The organism is Streptomyces sp. NBC_00654, from assembly GCF_026341775.1.
Lineage (GTDB): Bacteria > Actinomycetota > Actinomycetes > Streptomycetales > Streptomycetaceae > Streptomyces.
The window spans coordinates 1-21037 of the sequence record NZ_JAPEOB010000005.1 but is presented as its reverse complement, the minus strand read 5'-3'; the positions used below and the strand labels follow the sequence as shown (position 1 = coordinate 21037).

Annotated in this window: 18 protein-coding genes and 1 pseudogene; 7 read left to right on the top strand and 12 right to left on the bottom strand. The window is 68.3% G+C overall.

Annotated elements, in window-relative coordinates; genetic code table 11:
- Positions 1 to 543 precede the first annotated feature (543 nt).
- Both OHA98_RS39815 and OHA98_RS39810 read right to left on the bottom strand, forming a co-directional pair.
- Positions 544 to 1467, bottom strand: a complete 924-nt coding sequence (locus tag OHA98_RS39815; protein WP_266933077.1) for a hypothetical protein — start codon at positions 1465 to 1467, stop codon at positions 544 to 546.
- Between the two features lie 10 nt (positions 1468 to 1477).
- Positions 1478 to 1873: a hypothetical protein gene (locus OHA98_RS39810; protein ID WP_266933075.1), complete on the bottom strand. Its 396-nt coding sequence runs from the start codon at positions 1871 to 1873 to the stop codon at positions 1478 to 1480.
- Between the two features lie 81 nt (positions 1874 to 1954).
- Between OHA98_RS39810 and OHA98_RS39805 the strand changes: the two genes are divergently transcribed.
- The 3 genes from OHA98_RS39805 (at position 1955) to OHA98_RS39795 (ending at position 6618) form a co-directional block, all read left to right on the top strand.
- Positions 1955 to 5728 (top strand): CHAT domain-containing protein, encoded by a 3774-nt coding sequence (locus OHA98_RS39805; protein WP_266933073.1) that lies wholly within the window; start codon positions 1955 to 1957, stop codon positions 5726 to 5728.
- Positions 5729 to 5922: 194 nt separating this feature from the next.
- Complete coding sequence (locus OHA98_RS39800) at positions 5923 to 6255, top strand: hypothetical protein (RefSeq protein ID WP_266933071.1); 333 nt, start codon at positions 5923 to 5925, stop codon at positions 6253 to 6255.
- Between the two features lie 63 nt (positions 6256 to 6318).
- Entirely contained in the window at positions 6319 to 6618 is a 300-nt protein-coding gene (locus OHA98_RS39795) for a hypothetical protein (RefSeq protein ID WP_266933069.1), read from the top strand.
- Positions 6619 to 7062: 444 nt separating this feature from the next.
- On the opposite strand, the pseudogene OHA98_RS39790 reads toward OHA98_RS39795, so the two are convergent.
- The 8 genes and pseudogenes from OHA98_RS39790 to OHA98_RS39755 form a co-directional block, all read right to left on the bottom strand.
- Positions 7063 to 7485, bottom strand: a pseudogene (locus OHA98_RS39790) (FAD-dependent oxidoreductase); the annotation flags it as partial.
- Between the two features lie 229 nt (positions 7486 to 7714).
- Complete coding sequence (locus OHA98_RS39785; protein WP_266933067.1) at positions 7715 to 8260, bottom strand: hypothetical protein; 546 nt, start codon at positions 8258 to 8260, stop codon at positions 7715 to 7717.
- 332 nt (positions 8261 to 8592) lie between these two features.
- A complete protein-coding gene (locus OHA98_RS39780; protein ID WP_266933065.1) occupies positions 8593 to 9024 on the bottom strand; it encodes a DUF5958 family protein in 432 nt (143 codons plus the stop codon).
- Positions 9025 to 9271: 247 nt separating this feature from the next.
- The gene (locus tag OHA98_RS39775; protein WP_266933063.1) at positions 9272 to 9754 is read right to left on the bottom strand and encodes an Imm21 family immunity protein; all 483 of its coding nucleotides are present in this window, start codon (positions 9752 to 9754) and stop codon (positions 9272 to 9274) included.
- A 223-nt stretch (positions 9755 to 9977) separates the two neighbouring features.
- Complete coding sequence (locus OHA98_RS39770; RefSeq protein WP_266933061.1) at positions 9978 to 10772, bottom strand: MerR family transcriptional regulator; 795 nt, start codon at positions 10770 to 10772, stop codon at positions 9978 to 9980.
- A gap of 15 nt (positions 10773 to 10787) precedes the next feature.
- Positions 10788 to 11549, bottom strand: coding sequence for an ABC transporter permease (locus OHA98_RS39765; RefSeq protein ID WP_266933059.1), 762 nt, complete (start codon positions 11547 to 11549; stop codon positions 10788 to 10790).
- On the bottom strand, positions 11546 to 12355 hold the full coding sequence (locus OHA98_RS39760; RefSeq protein WP_266933057.1) for an ABC transporter ATP-binding protein: 810 nt from the start codon (positions 12353 to 12355) through the stop codon (positions 11546 to 11548). The genes OHA98_RS39765 and OHA98_RS39760 overlap by 4 nt, the downstream gene beginning before the upstream one ends.
- Positions 12356 to 12712: 357 nt before the next feature.
- Complete coding sequence (locus OHA98_RS39755) at positions 12713 to 12883, bottom strand: hypothetical protein (protein ID WP_266933055.1); 171 nt, start codon at positions 12881 to 12883, stop codon at positions 12713 to 12715.
- A 372-nt stretch (positions 12884 to 13255) separates the two neighbouring features.
- Here OHA98_RS39755 and OHA98_RS39750 point away from each other — a divergent pair, with 372 nt between their 5' ends.
- Entirely contained in the window at positions 13256 to 14476 is a 1221-nt protein-coding gene (locus tag OHA98_RS39750) for a ParA family protein (protein WP_266933053.1), read from the top strand.
- Entirely contained in the window at positions 14473 to 15531 is a 1059-nt protein-coding gene (locus OHA98_RS39745; protein WP_266933052.1) for a ParB/RepB/Spo0J family partition protein, read from the top strand. Before OHA98_RS39750 ends, OHA98_RS39745 begins: the two co-directional genes overlap by 4 nt.
- Positions 15532 to 15705: 174 nt before the next feature.
- Here the strand turns inward: OHA98_RS39745 and OHA98_RS39740 are convergent, their stop codons facing one another.
- Positions 15706 to 16257, bottom strand: a complete 552-nt coding sequence (locus tag OHA98_RS39740) for a hypothetical protein (protein WP_266933050.1) — start codon at positions 16255 to 16257, stop codon at positions 15706 to 15708.
- Between the two features lie 1177 nt (positions 16258 to 17434).
- Between OHA98_RS39740 and mobF the strand changes: the two genes are divergently transcribed.
- Both mobF and OHA98_RS39730 read left to right on the top strand, forming a co-directional pair.
- Entirely contained in the window at positions 17435 to 19204 is a 1770-nt protein-coding gene (gene mobF / locus OHA98_RS39735) for a MobF family relaxase (RefSeq protein ID WP_266933248.1), read from the top strand.
- The gene (locus OHA98_RS39730) at positions 19201 to 19554 is read left to right on the top strand and encodes a hypothetical protein (protein ID WP_266933048.1); all 354 of its coding nucleotides are present in this window, start codon (positions 19201 to 19203) and stop codon (positions 19552 to 19554) included. The genes mobF and OHA98_RS39730 overlap by 4 nt, the downstream gene beginning before the upstream one ends.
- A gap of 401 nt (positions 19555 to 19955) precedes the next feature.
- On the opposite strand, the gene OHA98_RS39725 is transcribed toward OHA98_RS39730, so the two are convergent.
- Positions 19956 to 20870: a pentapeptide repeat-containing protein gene (locus OHA98_RS39725; RefSeq protein ID WP_266933047.1), complete on the bottom strand. Its 915-nt coding sequence runs from the start codon at positions 20868 to 20870 to the stop codon at positions 19956 to 19958.
- Positions 20871 to 21037: the final 167 nt, after the last annotated feature.

Below are 21037 nucleotides of genomic sequence, written 5' to 3'. Positions count from 1 at the left end.
CCCAACTCGGAGCTCACCCTGACCGCCGGGACCCGGTGAACCTTCGCGGTCACGGCACTAGTTGTCGGCGTACGAGATCGGGACTGTCAAAGGCGTCGACAGCTGGTGCAGGGTCTCGGCGCCCAGAGAATCCGATGCCGGTGCCATCTCGGCCACCGTCCCGCAGCACCCGGCCGCACCCGTGACAGCTGTCGGCATCCCAGCTCCGATGAGAGCGCGCCCGTGGTCTGGGCGACCTGGCTGTCCCGTCTCAATGAATCAAGTCGACGGCCAGCGCCTGACCTGGGTCGACTGACTTCGTTGAGACGGCCTGGCCGGGCGCACCCACCGAGGCCCCGGTGCCGGCCTGCGTCGACTGGATTCGGTGAGACGAAACGGCGCGGACTGGGTTAGTTGAGACGGGACACTGGCCCCCGCTCCACCAGGAGCGGGGCTTTTAGCGCTTTTAGACCATAACGCCGTTATCGAGGCGTGCTGTGATGGGGTGACCTGTCTCGATGGATCTGAGCCACTGGCCCGCGGCCATAGATGTCGCCCGCGCCCTCACTCGGCCTTTCTGAACAGCTCCGACATCCGGTCCCCCGCCTCATGGCCGAGCAGCCCAGCCGAGTCCGTCCCGATCAGACCGACCCGCCCAGCCAGTTCCCGGCCGTGGACGTCGACGGCGGCCTCGATGAGCCCGGCGAGCGCGTCCAGGGCGTCGCGGGCGCGGGAGCGGGCGACCGCCGCGCAGCCGACGGCGACCAGAGCGGCCGGCCACCACCAGCAGGCGAGCAGGGCGTAGCCCACGGCCCAGGCGGCGAGGCGGGCGGCGGTGCTGAAAGAGTCGTGCGCCGACTGGATGTGGTGTACGGCGGGTTCGGGGAGGATCAGCCACAGGCGGGGCCAGAGAGCGGCGAGGTCCACGCCGTAGGCGGCCTCTACGCGGTCTGCCGTCGCCTGCATGCGGTCGCCGTACCAGGTTGGGCGGGTGGGTTTGCGCAGCGCTACGCGGTTGCGGGCATCGGTGAGGGCCTGGATCTGCGCATGGGTCGGGGCCGGGGTCGGCACCGCGTCGCCGTCTTCGGTATCGGTGCGAGTGACGGGGTAGGCCGCATCGAGCTCCTGCTCCCGGCGCCCCCACTTCCGCCTGCGTCGGTCGACGAGGGCGTGCGACAGCGGGTCGCGGGCAAAGCGCAGCCAGTACTGCTCGATCACGCTGCCGAGGAACTGCGCGGCGAGTGAGGCTGCGGTTGCGGTGAGCAGGACGAGGGCGACCAGGAGTGCGGCGGTCCCGGTGTGGTCGAGGGCGGGGCGGGTGGCGAGGTCGTCCAGGGTGGTGCGCAGCCGGTCGATGTCGTGCCAGTGACGGTGGCCCAGGGTGGTGCAGAGGGCCGTGGCGGCGAGGAAGAGGGCGCCGGGGAGGACAAGCAGGTTCAGCCAGCGTTCGGTGAGTTTGCCGCCCAAGGTGGCGAGGAGAGGGTTCATGCGGGCGGGGTCACTGGGCGGGGCCCAGTCGGCCCTTGCGCATGCGGGTGTCGTTGACGGCGCAGTGGGGGGCAGGGAGCAGGTCGCGGGCCCGTTTGACGCGGGTGCACTGGGCCGGTCCTGGGCATACGGCCACCTTGATGTGGGGTGTGATGCCGGGGACTTCCCCGCCCCGGGACTCGTTGACCAGCCCGCGTGCGTCCCCGGTCTGGCGCAGCAGCATGTCCAGGGCACGGAAGCAGGCGGCGAGTTCGTCGGAACCCGCGCCTGACCGCAGTAGGTTCCGTGCCCGCTCGGCCGTCTCCCTGACCCCGGGCTGCCGCAGGTCCTCCGGAGAGCCGAGCAGCGCGCACAGTGCCGCTGCCGCCCTGCGGTCGGGTTGGGGGAAGTCGGGAGATGCAGTCATGGTCCAAGTGTGCCGTAGATCAGGCAGAGTTAAGGATGAGTTGACGCGCCGTCGGAGGCGACGGCTGGGGGGAGCGAAGGCGTGAGGTACGACCGGGAGTGGTTCCTTCAGGCGGTTCGCGTGCGCCTCGACCGGGCCGAGACGGCGGACGGGGGTGTGGACGCGGACGTGGTGTTCGGTCCCTTCGCGGATGCCGAACTCCGGGGACTGCTACGGACCTGCGACACGAGGACCGACATGGAGGCCCGGCACGCGGCCGGCTGGCTCTGCGTCGCCCGTGCGATGGCCGACCCGGGGGATGGCGGCGCCGTCCACGGGTGCATGTCCGGGACTCTGCTCTACCCGGTGTGGGCTGCCGATCCGGGGCTGGTGCCGCCGGAGTTGGCGGCGGGCTATGCGTCCAACGATCCCGCCATACACCCTGACCCGGCGAACGCGGACGGTCCCAACGAGTGGTCGGCCCAGGTTGCTGCGCTCAAGATCGTGGCGGAGGGACGGCAGCACAACCCGCCGCCGGGCGCCTCCGAGGCCGACCGCTGGCTTCATGAGGTGGCCGTAGTGATGGCCACCATGACCCCCTCGCGCGACGCTCAGCTCGCCACCGCGATCGGCCTCGGCAGCCTCGCCGTCCTCGCGACGCCGGAGTACGACCCCTGGTTCCCGAGCCGGCTCAGAGGTGTGACCGGCATCGTGACCCTCGCGGGGACGACCTGGCCGTTCGGGGACCTGGCGGACGCGGATCCGGTCCGGTTCGTCCACGGTGCCCTCAAGCGGATCCCGGCCGACTCCCCCGAACGGCTCCTCGTCCTGGACGGCCTGGGCCGTCGGCTCCTGGACCGCTACCTGGACTCGCACGATACCGAGGACCTGCACGAGGCGGTGGGCATCGCGCGGGACGTACTGGCCCAACTGCTGCCCGGGAACCCGCATTTGCCCCGCTGCTTCAGCGCCTTGGGGCAAGCCCTGGTGTTGTTGCGGCAGGTGGCGGGTGCGACGCCCAAGGAGTGCGACGAGGTGGTGGACGTGTGCCGCCGGGCCGTCGCAGGCCATCTGAAGGGGCCCGCGGCGGCGGGCCACGACCTGGGCATGGCGCTCGTCCTCAGGGCGCAGCACACCGGCCGCGTGGCGGATCTGGACGAGGCGATCGGCGTGTTCACCGAGGCGCTGCGGGCGGCAGGGAATCCGGGGGAGACCGCCGCCCTGCGCAACGCGCTGGGCAACGCCCTGCGTGCCCGCTCCGTCGCGACCGGTTCCCAGTCCGACCTGGACGCGGCGCTCGACCTCACCGACCGCTCCAGCGCATCTGCGGGGATGGCGGCCGACCCACAACTGCCGCTCATCTCCCCCGCTATGGCCCTGTACAACCGCTACCTACGCGACCCGAAGGCGAACGGGGCGGATCTGGACGAAGCGCTGCGCCAGCTGCGGCACGCCGAGGCGCTCATGCGGCCGGGCCACCCGGACCGTCCCGCAGCGCTAGACGACCTCGGCCTGGTGCTGATCACTTGCTATCAGCGCTCCGGAAAAGCGGTGGAGTTGAACGAGGCCGTGCTGGCTCATCGGGGGTCGGTGGCACTCACCCAGGATGGACACGGGTCGCTCGGACTGCGGCTGCTCAACCTCGGTGCCGCGTTGAGTCTGCGGTACCAGCTGACCGAGGACGGCGACGACCTGCGGGAGGCCCAGGAGTGCCGGCGCCGGGCCGCCGCGCTGCCCGGCATGGGCCCCGCGCACCGGGCGGCGCTGTTGAGCTCGACGGGGCTCAGTCTCATGACGGGCTTCGAGCGTGCCCCCGACCCTGCCGCCCAAGTCAACGAGGCCGTAGGGCTCTTGAGGAAGGCCCTCGCTCTCACCCCGGAGGGCGACCCGATGCTGCCCCGGCGCCGCCGCAACCTCGCCGTCGCCCTGCTGCTCCGCATCTCGCGGACGCTGCGGTTCGGCGACGCCAGCGAGGCACGCGAGCTGGCCGACTCGGTGATCGCGATGCTGCCCGCGAACTCCCCCGACCTGCCGGGTGCCCTCACGGTGGCCGCGAACGCACGGCTCCTGAGCCCCCGCACCCTGCTGTCGTCGACCGCCCGGGACGAGGCGGTCGCGCTGCACCGCCGGGCGGTCGAGGCCACCCCGCCCGGCCACCCCACGCGCACACCGCGCCTGGCGAACCTCGGCCGCGCCCTGCGCGACGTGGGTCCCCGCCGCCGTCGCCGCCCGGCTGATCTAGTCGAAGCGGCCAAGCGGTTCCAGGAAGCGGCCCTGGAGCAGCAGTGCGCGCCCGCCCTGCGCCTGGACGCCGCACGGTCCTGGGGCGACGTCCAGGCGGAACTGGGTGACTGGGACGGCGCTCTGGACGGCTATGTCGTGGCCGTCGACCTGCTGCACTCCGTGGCGCCGCGCCATCTCGTCCGCGACGACCAGGAGCTCCTGCTGAGCCGGACCGTCGGGCTGGGCGCCGCCGCCGCTGCCTGCGCGGTGCGCTGCGGCCGGCCCTGGCTCGCGGTCGGTCTGCTCGAACAGGCCAGGGGCGTGATCCTCTCCCACGCCTTCGACGCCGACAGCGATCTGACCCGGCTCCGGGAGGCCGCCCCGGACCTCGCCGACCGCTTCGAGGAACTCCGGGAAGCACTCGACACTGCGACCGACAGCCAGGGGTTCCTGGAAGAGGGACCGTCCGGCCCCGACGACGCCCGCGCCGACCTTCGGCAGCGACTGGCCGCCGAGTGGCGCGACCTCACCGCCAGGATCCGCGCCGAGCACCCCGAACTGGGCCTGCTGCGTCCGGTGCGGGACTGGGACGAACGCGAACTGTGCGCGACGGCCGCCGCTGGCCCGGTGGTCCTGGTCAACGTCTCCCCTTACGGCAGCGACGCCCTGGTCGTCACCGAGCACTCCATCGACGCCATACCGCTCCCGGGCCTCGACCCACGGACGACGGCAACACGTCGGCAGACCTTCCAGGACGCGCTGATCCGCATCGAGACACCCGGAACCTCCCGCAAGCAGTCGCAGCGCGCGCAGCAGGACGTACGGGAAACCCTGGCCTGGCTGTGGCAGGCGGTTACCGGCCCGGTCCTCAACCGCCTCCCCGCGGCAACCCGCGTGTGGTGGTCGCCTGGCGGTCTCCTGGGCACGCTGCCGCTGCACGCGGCGGCTCCCGCGGGCGCCGCTCCGGGCGCGCTGGACCGGGTGGTCTCCTCGTACACGCCGACCCTGCGTGCCCTACACCACGCCCGCCAGCGTGTCGCCCGCCCGGCGGGCACCGGAACCCTCGTCGTCAGCGTCGCACAGGCCACCGGACAGGCTCCGCTCCCCGGCGCACGCCGCGAGGCCGACCACCTGGCCCGCCTGCTCCCCCAAGCCACGCTGCTGGCGGACGCCTCGGCCACGCACTCCGCGGTCATCTCGGCCTTGCCCCGCCACGCCTACGCCCACTTCGCCTGCCATGCCCTGGGCGACCTGGAACGCGCCTCCGGCAGCCGGCTCGTCCTGCACGACCACACCGAACGCCCGCTGACCGTCCGCGACCTGGCCCGGCTGCGGCTGCCGTCGGTCCGGCTCGCCTATCTGTCCGCCTGCGACACCCTGCGCACCAGCCCCGAGCTCGCAGACGAGGCCGTCCACATCGTCAGCGCCTTCCAGATGGCTGGCTTCCCTCATGTCGTCGGCTCCCTGTGGCACGTCGACGACCTGATCGGGGCGGAAGTCGCGCTCAGCGTGTACGACACCCTGAAAAGGGGCGACGGCACACTCGACGTCGCCCGCACGGCCGAGGCCCTGCACCGCGCTGTACGCACCCTGCGCGACACCTATTCCCAGACGCCCAGCCTGTGGGCGTGCCAGGTACACGCGGGGCCCTAATGGCTGGTCTTCTGGAGATCCGGCTCCTTCAGCCCCAGCCCAGACACCCCGCTCGCATCAGACGGCATGTCTCATGAGACGTGCCGAGCGCGAAGAACACCACCACGGGCATCTACTCCCCCGCACCGCCGGCGACGGCCTCACCCTCCCCTGGACCCACCCCACCCACGACCAGGAGCCCACCCGATGAAGCTGTGACTCTCCCGCCGCCGCTGCGGCAACACCCCGGCACTGCTCTCACCTCCGAGGACCTGGCCGTCGTCCACGCATTCCGCTCCATGCTCGCCGCCCTGCACACCCCGCAGCCCTGGGGATCCGGATGCGCCCAGGACATCGCGGTGAGGATCGGCCCGTTCGTCGAGCGCGCCCGCCCCCGCCCCGGCGACGACCACGGCCCCGACCTCATCGCCATCGCCCTGCAACACCCCGACAGCCCACACGCCATGGCCTACCTCCACGGCCACCAACTCGGCTACACCAACAAGGGCTGGCTCCGCTGCAAGACAGCTACGACCCTCGGCGTCTAGAACCCCGCCTACACGCCGCTCACCCACGCCGCGGCCGGCCTCGACCTCCCCGACAATGTCGGCATGAAACCCGCGCACTACGGAGTCCACGTCGAAGCCCGCCGCGGCGACGGCACCGGCCACACCCTGCTCCGCCTCGGCCCCTACACCCAGACCTGGCTTGCCGACCGGGACGCCGACCGCCTCAACACCGAACTGGAGGGCAGGGCAGCCACCGTCATCCCCGGATTCACCGTCACCGCGCACGGTGCGCCGTGCGACTTCAATGACCACGAGCGCTACGTCGATCCGTACGAGACGGACGTCGTTGCGCTCCTGGCCGCAGCCGTCGAGGACGGTGAACGCGGGACGCGAACTGGCTGACATGTACGACTGACGGGAAAGGTCCGTGCCACCAAGACCTTGGTGGCACGGACCTTTTGTGTTTCGGGCGCCCCGGCCACATTCGGATTTGTGCTCGCGGTCCAGCTGCCGCCAGCACATCAATCCGGCAAAACTCCTAAGTTGGAAGAAATGCGATGCCCAGAATGGCACCTCAGGCGGCTGAACGCGATGCACCTGGTGCGAGACGGTGTCGAGCTTCGTGGTGAGCCGTCAGAGAGGCGCACAGCGGTTTTTGGTGCCAGGGAAGTGGCGCTGAAGCGCCATACGAGCCGCTGAAGCCTGGGTGTGACTGGTCTCTACCGTCGTCGCCCGCTTCGGAGGCACGTCCGACGTAGATGCTGACCCCGTCGGGGTCGGCCTCTGAGGAGTCGACCGGCCGTCCGCTTCTCATCCCGGCCAGCGTCAGATCGGGGCCTGAGCGGCTCATTGGCTCTTCTCGGTGATCATGCTGATCAGGCCCTGGGCCGTGTTGTACTCGGAGTCGGTCCCCGGAACCTCTCCACGTTCAGAGGTGGTGGCCTCGGCGCCGCAAGGGAACATGGCCTGCTCATACTCGGTGAGCGCGGCCTCGGCATCGTCGGGGTGCGCGGCGAGGGCCTTGCCGAGTTCCGCGCCGTCGTACATGGCCAGGTTGGCGCCGTCGCCGTTCGGGGGCGCGAGATGGGCGGCGTCGCCGATCAGGGTGACCCCCGGCACTCGATCCCACCGGTGCCCGGTCGGCAGGGCGTACTGGGGGCGCAGGACCGGCGCGGTGTCGCCGTCGGTGATCAGTGCGGTGAGCTCCGGTGCCCAGCCGTCGAACTCGGCCGCAATCCGCGTGGTGGCCGCAGCGGCATCGGTGAAGTCGGTATCGTCCTTGCGGAACGCGGCCGGTGCGCTTCAGATCCGCCTGATCTCCTTCAGCTACCTCCACTTGCCCACCGGCCGGGACGGCTCCCCCGCCCCGCCCGCTGCCGATCGGACGGCGGACGTCCGCGACCAGCACGTCCTCGACCTCGACCTCGACGGCTCGCCTTCCCTGGAGTTCAGGAGATCATCCTCAGCCAGGAATGCGGTGGTTGGTGGTCCTGGCCCGTCAAAGCCCCGACGGGCTGCTGGAAAGCCAGTTGGCATGCCGCTCGCGCGTGAGATTCTGTTCCTCAGGCGTGGTGAGGAAGACATCAGCGCCCCCGTCGTAGGGGTGGTGGATGCGCCGCATCTGCATGTCGGTGACCAGGACTCCCGCCACTTTCTCGTCGGCGATGTCACGAAGCAACTCGTCGAGGCAGCCACGCCGCCAGGGCCGGCGGGCGGCGAAGAGATGGCAGTAGGTGCGGAGTTCCGGGTCGGGATCGTTCTCCACCAGCAGGCTCTGCCAGTAGGTGGCGTCGGGCAGCAACGGCGGAACGTCGGCTTCGGTCGTCCAGACCGGCGTGATCACGTACACATCCCCACCAGCGAACAACTCATCGAGGACCGCGTTGTATCGCCCCAGGACGACGGCGTACTCGCTCTCGTTCTCTGCGTATCGCTTCGACTCCGGCAGGCTGTGGAAGCGCACCCAGACATTGCGATACGGGTCGCGGAGCTTGTAACCAACCGGTGGGCAGTCGGGCCAATGCTGCTGCCACAGGTCCGTCAAGTCCGTCCGTACGTCTCCAAACACCTGTCGCACTCGTCCTCTCGGGCATGGGCTCCCGTCGATGACCATCATGCCCGGCACCTACCCACCAGGAGAAGCAGTGTCTCAGTCCGGAAAAGGGCATCCGGCCTCACGGAACTGCTGGTCCGCGGCCGGAAAGTCGAGCACCTGCACATCCACCTGCCGCGCGTACTCAAGACACCCGCCAGACAACTGCCCTGCCTGCGCTGCTTGCAGGACTCGCGATCGAAAGCCGACCGACAAAGCAGCCTCTGCTCGGAAGCCGGACTGCGGCCGGCGGACCGGCTCTCAATACTGCTCGGCCAGCTGCGCTACAGCTTCTCCACTGAGGGAGGCAAGTTGTGCCACGCGTGTCCGCAGGTGCCTCTGCAGTAGGTCTGTCTGCGGCGGGTGTCGGCGACGGAGAACACCGAGACAAGGACACGGAACGCCTTGACGTGCTCGTCGGCGGGGAGGGCTACGAACCCGTAGCGGGGTGGGTCCATGCAAATCATCACCGCAGGGTTAGCGGTGGGCTTCACTCCGGACCGGGCAACCCCCGCATGGCCGTCCGCCGACGTGATGTGCGCTTGCATCGCATAGCCGACGACCTCCTGCAGCACCACCTGCCGTCCCGCTGGGAAGAGGGCTGCGAACCAGGACGTCCCGTCATCCAACGTGCGGTGTCCTTGCGCGACCTCGTTGACGACTCGCTCGGCGTCACGCCGAAGGGCTCGCCCGTCCTCGCTGCTGGTCCCCCGCATTCCTCGATCATCCCACGTCGCCTCGGTCCGAGAGGGAGCTGGCGGCATGCGGCACGACTTCTCCCCAAGCCAATGCCCAGGATCTATAGGAACCGGTCCAGTTGTCTCGCTCGTGATTAACGTGTTCTTCGATTGCAGGTGGCTGGTCCGCTGGATTCTGGGGCGGGTCAGCTTCACAGACGCGGAGCTGAAGTCGGCCAGGACGAACGGCGCGTACTTGACCGACCTTCTCTGCACAGGCTTCGGGTCAGTCCAGCTCAACGAATCGGTGGACGCGAAAGGACGTCAGCTGGTCAGGTTCGATGCTTGCCGAGTCCACCCGGTAGCGGCTGGCGCCGAGTTCGAGAACGGTGCTGTCCGCGAGCGTCCCGACCTCAGTGCCGGAGTAGGCGGCGTCAAATATGACGAGCTCGCCAGTGGTCCTCAGAACGGGCCCTTCGTCCCACTCAGCAGTGGGAAGTCCGGCCAGGATGATGTCAGCGACGCCCTCCTCGCTCTCCGCATAGCACCAGCGGACGAGCACTCGGTGCGCGGGAAGGTAGGCAGCGGAGAGCGGTTCGTCCCCGAGGACGAGCGCCTCGCCTCCGTCAGGCAGTTCGAGTACTCCGACGAGATCCATGATCTCGCAGGCCCGGTCGTAGTCGCCCTCCGTTCCCGACCAGTGCGACAACGCGGTGCGTGGAACCACGATGAACGGGCCGCCCCCCGTCTCCAGCCACGTCAACGACATGCCGCCTCCAGCTCCAAGGTTCTCAGCTCCGACGCGACAGCGTATGCGCAGGGTCGGACAGCGCGGCCTCGCGTCTCTGGTGGTTGGGGGTGCCCGGTGACGAGCAGTACATCCACGCTGCCCACCCCTACCGCGCCGGCCCTGTTCCTCACTGAGGCAGGCGGTCGCCCGCGGCCAGCGCGTGCACCCCCAAAGAGTGTCCCTCCAGGACCCTGACCTGCCTTCAAGGTGGCGGCAGTTCAGTGTTGAGTCTGTCGGCAGGCACTCGCTCGATGCGGGTCCAGCCCCTCCAGCCACGCTCCTGCAGGATCGCCAACAGCTGTGCGGCGTGCGGTGAGGACTCGAGCATGGTTGAGTCCATCAGGTCGACGAACTGGTCGTCGATGCCGTCGTCGACACCCACCTCGCCGGCCTCCACCGCGCGAATCATCAAGCGCTCCATGATGTCGGCGGCCTCGACGATCCGCGGGTCGGTGGCCGGCCAGTCGAGTGCCCCGCTGAGAAGGCTGTAGAGCTTCACCATGTCGGGGTCGTCCAGCTCCTCATGTTTCCTGGCGATCACGGAGTCGATCGCATGCGGCACCTGGGCAGCGATCATGATCCAGGCGTCCCGCTCCATCTCGATGTACCGCTCCCCAATGCCGAGACCGCGCAGCCGGTCGAGGTAGTCCACGACGCTCTGCGGGAGCGCCAGGTGCTCTCCTGCGGCGAGCCTGGCGAGTCGGCTGCGAGTGTTCTGCAGCCGCCGGATCTCGGCGCGCAGGGCCTTGTCGATCTCCTGGACACCGCCGGTGAACTTCTCCGGGCCGGCGTCGAGGAGTTCCTGCACCCGGGCCAGTGGCACGCCGGCGTCTGCGAGGGTGCGGATCCGGATCAGTCGTACGACCGCGACAGCGTCGTAGGTCCGGTATCCGGACCGGTCGCGCTCCGGCTCCGGCAGCAACCCGATCCGGTGGTAGTGACGTACCGCCCGCACCGTCACCCCGGCGTACGCCGCGAGCTGGCTGATGGTGAGCATGGGTCTCAGCCTGCCTCAGGCGATCTTCCGGCGGTAGGCGGCCATCGCGAAGATGTACGCCACGACGAGGATGCCGACGCACCATGCGAGGGCGGTCCAGATGTCGTCGCCGGCCGGCTGCTGGGCGAACAGGTTGCGGATCGTGTTGACGATCGACGTAACCGGTTGATGTTCGGCGAACCAGCGCACCGGGCCGGGCATCGTCTTTGTGGGAACGAACGCCGAACTGACGAACGGCAGGAAGATGAGGGGGTAGGCGAACGCGCCAGCGCCCTCGACCGACGACGCGGAGAGCCCGGGGATCACGGCAAGCCAGGTCAGCGCCAGGGTGAACAGGAGCAGGATACCGGTGACGGCGAGCCAGGCCAGCACACCTGCCCCTGAGCGGAAGCCCATGAGCACAGCAACGCCCACGACGAGCGCGAGGGCGATCAGGTTGGCGACCAGAGAGGTGACGACGTGGGCCCACAGCACACCCGACCGCGCGATCGGCATGGACTGGAATCGTTCGAAGATCCCGCTCTTCACATCGGTGAACAGCCGGTACGCGGTGTAGGAGACGCCCGATGCGATGGTCATGAGCAGGATGCCGGGCAGCATGTAGTTCACATACGAAACCGACCCGGTATCGATGGCGCCGCCGAACACGTAAACGAACATCAGCATCATGGCGACCGGCGTGATGGCAGTCGTGATGATGGTGTCCATGCTTCGGGTGACATGGCGCAAGGTCCGCCCCGTGAGCGCGACAGTGTCGCTGAAGAAGTACGCGGTCATTGTTGTCCCCCAGTTGTCGTGCCAGTGACGTCGCTCTTGTCGCTGCCGCCGATGACTGCGAGGAAGATCTCCTCGAGAGTCGGCTGCTTCTCGACGTACTCGACCTTGGCGGGCGGGAAGAGCTGCTTGAGCTCGGCGAGGGTGCCGTTCACGATGATCCGACCCTGGTGAAGGATCCCGATCCGGTCGGCCAGCTGCTCGGCCTCGTCCAGATACTGCGTGGTGAGCAGCACCGTCGTTCCGTGGCCGGCGAGCTCCTTGACCGCATCCCACACCTCGATGCGCGCTTCGGGGTCGAGTCCGGCTGTCGGCTCGTCCAGGAAAATCACCGGCGAATTCCCGATGAGGCTCATCGCGATGTCCAGTCGGCGGCGCATCCCACCCGAGTACGTGGACACTCGGCGCGCGCCGGCCTCGGTCAGCGAGAAACGCCTCAGCAGGTCGTCCGCGATCGCGCCCGGGTCCTTGAGGTGGCGCAGCCTGGCGACGAGGGTGAGGTTCTCCCGACCGCTGAGGATCTCGTCGACGGCCGCGAACTGTCCGGTGAGACTGATGGACTCCCGTACGTTCGCCGACTGTGTGGCAACGTCGAAGCCATGGATGCTTGCCGCCCCCGCGTCGGCTTTCAGGAGCGTGGCAAGGATCCTCACGGTCGTGGTCTTGCCCGCCCCGTTGGAACCAAGCAGGGCGAAGATGCTGCCCCGCGCCACGTCGAAGTCCACACCGCGCAGCACTTCGAGCTTCCCGTACGACCTCTTGAGACCTTGCACGCGAATCGCCGGACCGGCGTTCGATTGGGCTGCCATGGTCATCTGCCTCCTTAGCGGAGCTGTTCCAGGCGACTGCGCGGAAGCTCCTCCCAGGAAGGATGGAGGGTTGACCCAACGTCAAGGTCAAGCCTGTTCCGACCAGGGCATTTGAATCGCCGGTCGATCATGTACATCGCAGCGATGCCGGACTGCTAGCCCCGAGCTCGTAGGCCGCGAAACCGCCGTACTCATAGCTGTCGGTGAACCACTCACGTGTCGGTTCCTGCCACTCACGGCCGCGGCGTTGATGCTCGGGGATCCCCTGCGGGAGATGACGGTGCACGTCCAGTAGTTGCCGACGACACGGACCGCGACTCGCACACCGAGCCTGCTCAAGAATGTCGACTGATTGGCTCACCACTCAAGCGTCGCGGTGCCCTCGTGCCCGATGGTCACGCCGACGACTACCAGCCCCAGCTCACGGGCCACGGGAGACACGCTCCCCACGACATCCAGCCGCTCAAGGAAACGCCTCTTCAACGCCGGATCAAGCCTCTTACCGCCCACGGTCCTCGCAACTCCCATTGATCATGAGTGTTGCGAGGATCGCTAGAACCTAAGGGGCGTTCGGGGAGTGGGGGCCGCTGTCCCGTCTCAATGAATCAAGTCGACGGCCAGCGCCTGACCTGGGTCGACTGACTTCGTTGAGACGGCCTGGCCGGGCGCACCCACCGAGGCCCCGGTGCCGGCCTGCGTCGACTGGATTCGGTGAGACGAAACGGCGCGGACTGGGTTAGTTGAGACGGGACAGCCGCGTTTTTGTGATGCGGAGTCGGTCTGCAGTGCCTGGTTCAGGGTGCTAACGCCGTTAGCACCCTGGTGAAACTAACGCCTCAAGTAGGCAAAACGTATCTATCGATGCGTCTGAATCCTATGTGCGGCAGTATGCTGCCGCACATGGCGACTCCGAATTCAGCTGCCGACCGCGAGAAGCTGGTCTCCAAGCTGCCCGCAGCCCTCAAACAGTCACTCAAAGTCCGCGCAGCCCAGCTCAGTACGGACGTACAAGACGCTGTTGCTGCCGGTATCCATGCATGGCGGGCACGCGTCGAGCCGATGCCCACGATCGACACGGCCGGCGCTGAATCGTTCGGCACGTACCTCCCCGAAGGCCTCTACGACGAGTTCAAGCAGGACTGCCGCGACCGCGACGTTTCCTACATCCAAGGGCTGGCACAGTCCGTGGCCCTGTGGCTTGCCCACAACCCGGCCGGGGAAGAGCCGGTAGCCCGACGCATCGTCGTCTGCAACCAGAAGGGTGGCGTCGGCAAAACATCCGTCGCGGCCGGGCTGGCCCAGGCCTTGGCCGAGGGCGAAGAACACATCCTGAAAGCAGCTCTCGCCGCCGGACTCACGAAGAAAGACGCGAAGGAACTGGCGGAAGCGGGGGGCCTCCGCGTCCTGCTTGTCGACTACGACCCCCAAGGCCACCTCTCCCACCAGCTTGGCCTCAAGGCCATCCCCGCTGGAGAGGAGAGCCTGGTCACGCACATGCTCCACCGTGAGCAGACTCAGCACCCACTGCTCGACCTCACCGTCCCCATAGACGGTGAGCGCTTCGGCGGACGGCTCCACATCCTCCCGGCGGCCTTCGACGCGTTCCTGCTCGACTCCGGTCTGACTATGTTCAGAGGCCCGCGCCACGCCGCCCTCGAACGAGCACTCGCGCCCATCGAGGAGCATTTCGACGTCATCGTCATCGATTCCCCGCCCAGCCTGGGTCTCGCGATGGACGCCGGAATCTACTACGGCCGCCAGCGCGACGGCGAGAAGCCCGACGCATCCGGCCTGATCATCCCTGTAGAAGCCGAGGACACCTCCGCCCAGGCATACGGCATGCTCATCAGCCAGATCGACTCCCTCGCCAGGGACTACGACATCCAGATCGGCCAGCTCGGACTTGTGATCAACAAGTACGACTCACGCCGCGGATACATCGCCACCTCATCGCGAGACAAATGGAAGTCACTCGGCACACCCCCCGTCCTCGCCATCGTCTCTGACCTCAAGGAACAGCGTGAGGCGGTCCGCATGCAAAGGTCCCTCCTGGACTACTCCCCCAACTCAGAGCAATCACAGGCGATGCGACAGATCGCGAAGGGCGTGAAGCTGACATGAGCAAGGCCGACTCCCTCGGTGGCTCGCCCACATTCGACGCCGTCGCCCAGCCAATCAGCAGCCGAGCGGCCTCCTTCGCGCGATTCGCCGGTCAGGACACTCCCCCGGCACCTCACACAGCGGCGGGCGACCCATCACCGCGCTCCCCCCGCGTACCGATCAGCGCCATCGCATCCAACCCCTTCAACCCCCGTGAAGAGCTCAAAGCCATCGAGGAGATGGCCGACAGCCTGACCGGCCGCGGCATCATCCAACCTCTCACGGTCGTCACCCGTGAAGCCTTCCTCGGCGCTCACCCCGGGCAAGAGGAATCGCTCGGGGGAGCCCAGTACATCGTCGTCGACGGAAACCGACGCCTGGCCGGCGCCACACTCGCAGGGCTTGACGATGTACCCGTCCACATCGACGACTCGCTCGCGGACGACGCCGACACCCTCCTCGAGACCGCGCTCACCGCGGCCGTCCAGCACGAGAGCCTCGACCCCCTCGACGAAGCCAAAGCTCTGCAGCGCCTGGTCCAGGTCCACGGCTCGCAACGTGCAGTCGCACGGGCTCTCGGTAAGTCGAGCCCATGGGTCACACAGCGCATCGCCCTTCTCAAACTCACTCCTGAACTCCAGGCAGCAGTCGAAGACCGCAGCCTCCCCGTCGAGATCGCGCGGAATGTGGGACAGCTGCCTGCGCAGCAACAGCACACGGCGGCTACCGACGCTCTGATGAAGCGAGCACAGAGCAAGGGTAAACGGAGAAGGCAGGATGCGTCTGGAGGTGCTAACGGCGTTAGCACCCAGAGTCATGAGACAGCGGGTGCTAACGCCGTTAGCACCCCTGATCAACCACAGAGTGATGTGCAACCCACGACCGGCACATCGCCGGAACCCCCTGCCGCTGCCCCGAGACCCAGCAACGGAATCCCGGACGGGACTGGCAAACCAGTTATCAGGATGCCCTGGTTCGACGGCAACCAAGTCGCGGATCTCGTCTTCGCGAAGATGGACACGGCTCAGCAAGCCGTTCTCCTGAAGCGGCTACTCGAAGCCCATAACGCCAGCTGAACCGCCAGGCGGGCGATGCCCCACACTCCGAAGTGTGGGGCATCGCCCGCATTCGTTTGCTCTGCAGATCGCCGGGATGCCACAGCTCTAGTCCAGACTGACTGAGGTGGGCAGGCCAACGCCGCCGCAATCAGCCCGAACCACCGTTGGTCACAGCATCTTCATGGTCCACTTTCACTCGGACATGACATCGCGCTCCACACCGGCCTCGGCGATCTGCCTGCCGATGAAATGCCAAGTGGGCTCCAGCTGACCCTCGGCGACCGTCCTGCCCCTCAGTCCCGCCAGCAGTTCGAGTGCCTCCTGAGTAATGAAACGATCAGCGTCAGGCGATTGGAGATGACGGCACAGCAGCTCCGCATCGATCCCCTGCTCCTGGAGATAGCAGGCGAGGGTGCCCACCATGAGGAAGTTGTACGCGAGGGCATCAGTCAGCGCGTACAGCACCAGACGATGCCAATCGCCTGGCCGCTCAACGTTCCTGCGCGCCACGCTGACCGCGTCATCCAGATGCCGACGGCCCCAACGCGTGAAGTCCTGCACAAGGGCGATCAGCTCAGCCGGTACAACGTCAGGGTCCGCTTGGCTGCCCGTCGGCCTTGCCACGCTTCGGGACTGCGGTGCAGGGGGGAGGGTGTCGCGGATGGCCTGCAGGGCCGCCCTCCGGTTCATGCCGGTCAGGTTTTGCTGCCGACGGGCCGCGTTCTTGCGTGCGTGTGAAGTCATGCTTGGTCCTTGAGGAGGCACCGGCCCCATGAAACGGCACTGACCGTGGCAGTCCACGCAATGGTCTGCGGCGATGAAGCGAAGCTTCTCGGGCCTACCAGTCCGCCGGTCATGGGCCGGACGGCACTCAGCCGGACACCGTCGCGGCAGCGTCAGGCGGCACCAGCCGCTTCAACGAGGCACGACTCCGACAGTCACGGTCGCGGGGAGAACGGCCGCTGCCGATGCCGTGCCGCGACATGGATCGTCACGAGTTAGTGAGAATGTTGTGGGTGCCGATGCGGCGCCAGATGATGTGGCACTCGCCGGGCTTCCGTGAGGCTCCGTACTCCCATGTTGCGCGGCCGTTCCCGGCCCAGGTCAGTTCGTAACGCCGGGGGAGATGCGCACGCCCTTGATGCGTAGCCCGGGGCGGAACTGGCGTAGGTCTGGCACGAGGCATCCAGCACGACGCGGCGGAAGCGATGGCGCTGGGCGGGGGTGAGGTGATGAAGGTCGGCGTTGAAGCGGGGCAGGGTCTCGTACGTGGGCACGGTGAACCTCCAGGACGCACGAAGCCCCCGGCACGTGGGTGCCGGGGGCGGTGGATGTGTCTCTCGGGTTGAAGGGAGTCAGCGACTAGTGCGGGGCGGGACCTCGTTGGTCATCGCTGGGGGAGTGCGGGGTTGGTCTGCGGACCGTCGTTGAAGGTGGAGTGAGTTGCGGTGCGATGCAGGGGGGGGTGGGGCCCGAGTGGTCGTGGCGCAGTATTCGCACGGCGTCGTCAGAAGTCGCTGCGGGGTGGCGGCATCACCTCCCGCCACCGGGCGGGGTGGAGCAGATGGCAGCCGGCGGGGCACCAGCGGTCGTTGATCTGTTTTCGTTGAGGGAAGGGCGACCGGGTGCTGAGGACCAGGTACACCGGGGCTCCTGGGTGGTCGTGCGGCAGAGGGCGCAGGCGATTCCGTCTCGTGTGATCTCCATGGGTGGAAGACCCACCGTCGGCTTACCGTCTCGGGCTGGTGTGGCGGCCCGCCTGGCGGGCGCCGCGGTGAAGATTCGGTGATTGCTTCCCGTCCGGCGGGAGGGACCTCGGATTGCGCTTTTGTGCAGGTCAAAGCCGGTGTTCCATGGGCCGGTGATCAGTAAATCGGAGGTTCGCCCGGGTGACGGGTGGCGGTACTTCTTCCGCGGTGTGATGGTCGGCGATGTCCACCGCCCCGCAGGCATGGCGCTGCGCGCCGCTCAGGACGAGGCCGGTGTCCCGCCCGGGATCTGGAGGGGTCAGGGGCTGGCTGCGGTCGGCCTTGCGGTCGGGGACGTGGTGACCGAGCGGCAGGCCGAGCTGCTCCTGGGGGAGGGCCGGCACCCGGACGCCGACCGGATCGAGCGCGATCTCGTGGCGGAGGGCAAGAGCCCGGCGGAGGCCTGGCGGGCGACCGTGCTGGGCAGGCCCATCGAGCACAACCGGTCGGCGAAGACCGAGAAGGCCAAGGAGCGCACCCCCTGGCTGGGCCTGGACTTGGTGTTCCGGCCGCCGCCGACGGCACACATCGCGTGGGCGCTGATGGATGACAAGTGCCGTCTGGTGCTGGAGTCGTGCCAGGACACCGCCGTGGACAAGATGCTGAAGTGGCTGGGGGACTCGGTCGCGCAGATCCGCTGGGGGAGCGGCGGCAAGCACCGCGCCCCGGTGAAGGACGGGCTGATCGTCGCGGTGTTCCGGCACTACGAGTCCCGAGCCGCCGAATCGAAGCCGCTGCTCCACGATCACGCCGTGCTGTCGATCCGCGCCCGGCGCCCGGACGGGTCAGGGACGTGGGGCAACCTGTCGGCGGACACGCTGCTGTCCCACATCGTTGCCGCTGACACTCTCTACCTCCTGTTCTTCATGGAGGAGGTGTCCGCCCGGCTCGGGTGGGCGTGGGAGCCGCGCTCGGTGACCCCGGGGCGCCGTCCCGTCATGGAGATCGCGGGCATCGACCGGCGGCTCATCGGCTGGCAGTCGACGCGCCGTCAGCAGATCGAGGAAGCGCTGTTCGTCCTCACTGCCGAGTACGTGGAGGAGCACGGGCACGAGCCGGGGGAGCGGGCCGCCTACGGGCTGGCCTGCCGGGCCGCCGACCGGACACGCCCACCCAAACGCAAGGAGCCGCGGTCGCTGTCCAAGCTGCGCGAGCAATGGCGGGAGTCAGCCATCGACGCGTTCGGTCCCGACGTCGTGGACCGGCTCGCCGAGCGGGCACGGGCGGCAGCTGTGGCGGTGTGGGCGCGGGTGCGGCCGGTGGTCGACATAGTGCTGGCCGCCGTCGACACCGTGGCCGTGGTCTACGTGATGCGCGGAGCGTTCAAGCACCACCACCTCCTCGCCGAAGCGCGCCGCCACCTCTCCTACGTCCTGCGCGGCCGCCCGCACCAGCCCGGCCTGGACGAACAGATAGTCCAGACCGTCGTCGACAATTACACCCGACCCGTCGGCCGGGGCCTGGCGATGACCGCCGACCTGCACGCCCTGTACCCGCACGACACCGACGGCCAGGCCGTGCTGCGCCCGCTGACCCGCAACCGGATGCTTCCCCTCTACGCGCGGGCCCGGCTGGCCGCCGGAGCGCTCGCCGCCCGGGTTCACGCGGTGCGCCGCTCGGAGCGCCTGGGCTCCCGCACCCGCCCGCACACCGTCGCCGTGCCCGGCGCCTCAAGGTCCGGCCCGCGGCTCTCGCGTACGGACCGGAAGGCCGGCCGCGCCCAGGAGCAGCAGGGGACCGATGTTGCCGCGCTGGAGCAGACCCGCGCCACGATCGAGGCCGTCGCCAAGATGGCCGTCAGGCTCCAGGACGGCGTGCGGGAGCGCGCCGTCGCCCACCGCCCCCGGCCGCACCCCACCCCGCCGACGCCCTCCCCGTCGCACACACCGCCACCCGGCGTACAGCAGGCGCCGGGCCGGACACCCACTGGAGGACTCGCATGACCACACCGGAGAACCCGCAGATCCCGGGATTCAAGGACGCCCTCGCCCGAGCCCGCGCAGCGAGTGAGGAGATGACCGCCGCGCTCGACGAGGACCAGGAGCCCGAGCTCGACGAGGACCTGGGATGGCAGCCGGTTTGGAAGCGGCCCCGAAAGCACAAGTCGAAGGCGGCGGAGAAGCTGGAGCTGCACAAGCAGCGGCGGCGGCTCCAGGACGCCGGGAAGCGCCGCCTCGCGGCCGGAGAGTCCCGCAGGCCCCGGTCCCGGCAGAGCCGGATCGGCAACGCGGCCGCCCGCCGCGACGCCCGCGCCCTGTCTCGGGTGCGGCACTCCAGTGCCTGGCTGTGGTGACGATGCCGGGCATCGTCCACCGAGTGGACCGCTCGATGTACTACACGCCGGTGGTGCGTTCGGCGGGCGCACTGAGGCGCTGCGCGGGTAGGCCGCCTGGAATGCCTGCCGCGCCTCGGTGTGTCCGTGCCCGCAGGCTCGGGGTGTGGAGTTCCCGATCAGGGTGGCGCTGGCCAGGGCGGTGCCGGTGCTGCCGCGCGGGCCGGGCTGGTGGTACGAGCCGAAGTTCGACGGTTCTCCAGACACTCGCCTGTGTCTCGTACGGTGCGAAGGAGGTGCGAAAGGGGGAGGCGTAAACGCAGGGAACCTGATTGGACTGCGCGGCTACCGGCCGTGTACGTGTGCTCGGGTCATCGAACCGGCCAGAGTGGGCGTAGACGGCCGATTTCGCCCCCCCGTTTTTATGGACCAGGAGGAAGCCAATGGTCGGGCAGGCGAACCTCGGATGGCACCGGAGTACCGATTGCTGCGAGGAGCTGTATCGGAGGAGGGCCAGTAGTTGGTCCTCCCTGGAAGCTCACGTTGCTGCCGGAGAACTCCGCCTGCTCGAAGACCACGTAGCCGTTGGAGAAGTCCACGAAATCGAAGCTCACGTCGCCGCTGGAGAACGTCGCGCCGGAGAATTCCACGATGCCGCTGGAGAACGTCGCGCCGACGAAGTTCAGACCACCGTCGATGACGATCCCGGTGAGGTCGAGGTTGCAACCCTGCCACGAGCGGTGAGCGCCCTTGGGGATGCGGTAGTGGTCTCCGATAGGACGCAAGATCGTATGCCGGACCTCACGCAGTGCGAGGTACTTGTTCTTCTTGTCCTGATGAGTATCGCGTTGTTCCTCGGAGGGTGAAGCCCCGTCGGGAAAGGTATCGGGCAAGTCGCCGGGATCAGGGGAGAAGGGTAGGCGGAGGTAGGCGCACAGGACGTCGATGCAGGTCTGGCGCAGGTCTTGTGTGGGGGCGTCGTCGGCCAGGCCGGCCAGCGCGTGGACACCACCGAGCCGAACGGCTGGGGAATCGGAGCCGAGTTTGTCGACGGCCTGGGAGAAGCGCTCGGTGTGGAGCCGGGTGGCTTCGCGGTGGGCGCCGGCTTCGTCGACGCGCTGGCGGCGGTAGGCGACGACCAGGGCAACGAGCGCACCGGCCCCGGCGACCACACCGAAGGAGAGCTTCACCAAGTCGAGGAGCGTCTTCGCGTCGAGCTTCGTGGTGCTGTCGATCTGCTGGACGTCCAGCAGGACTACCAAGCCGTAGAAGACGCCGCTCGCGACCAGGACCGCGGCGACGAACGTGAGGGTGAGAGCCCGGCCGACCCTCCACAACCGCAGTTCCCGTTCGTTCAGTGATCGTGGCCTTCGCCTAGGCGTCATGACGATGAAGACAAGGTGCTGAGGTCAGCGGTTGCAGCCAGCACGATGACTGAAGAACCCCGCCCCATATGACCGATTCCGCCCCCCAGGTTCGATCGGAGCCGCGCCGGGTGAGGTTC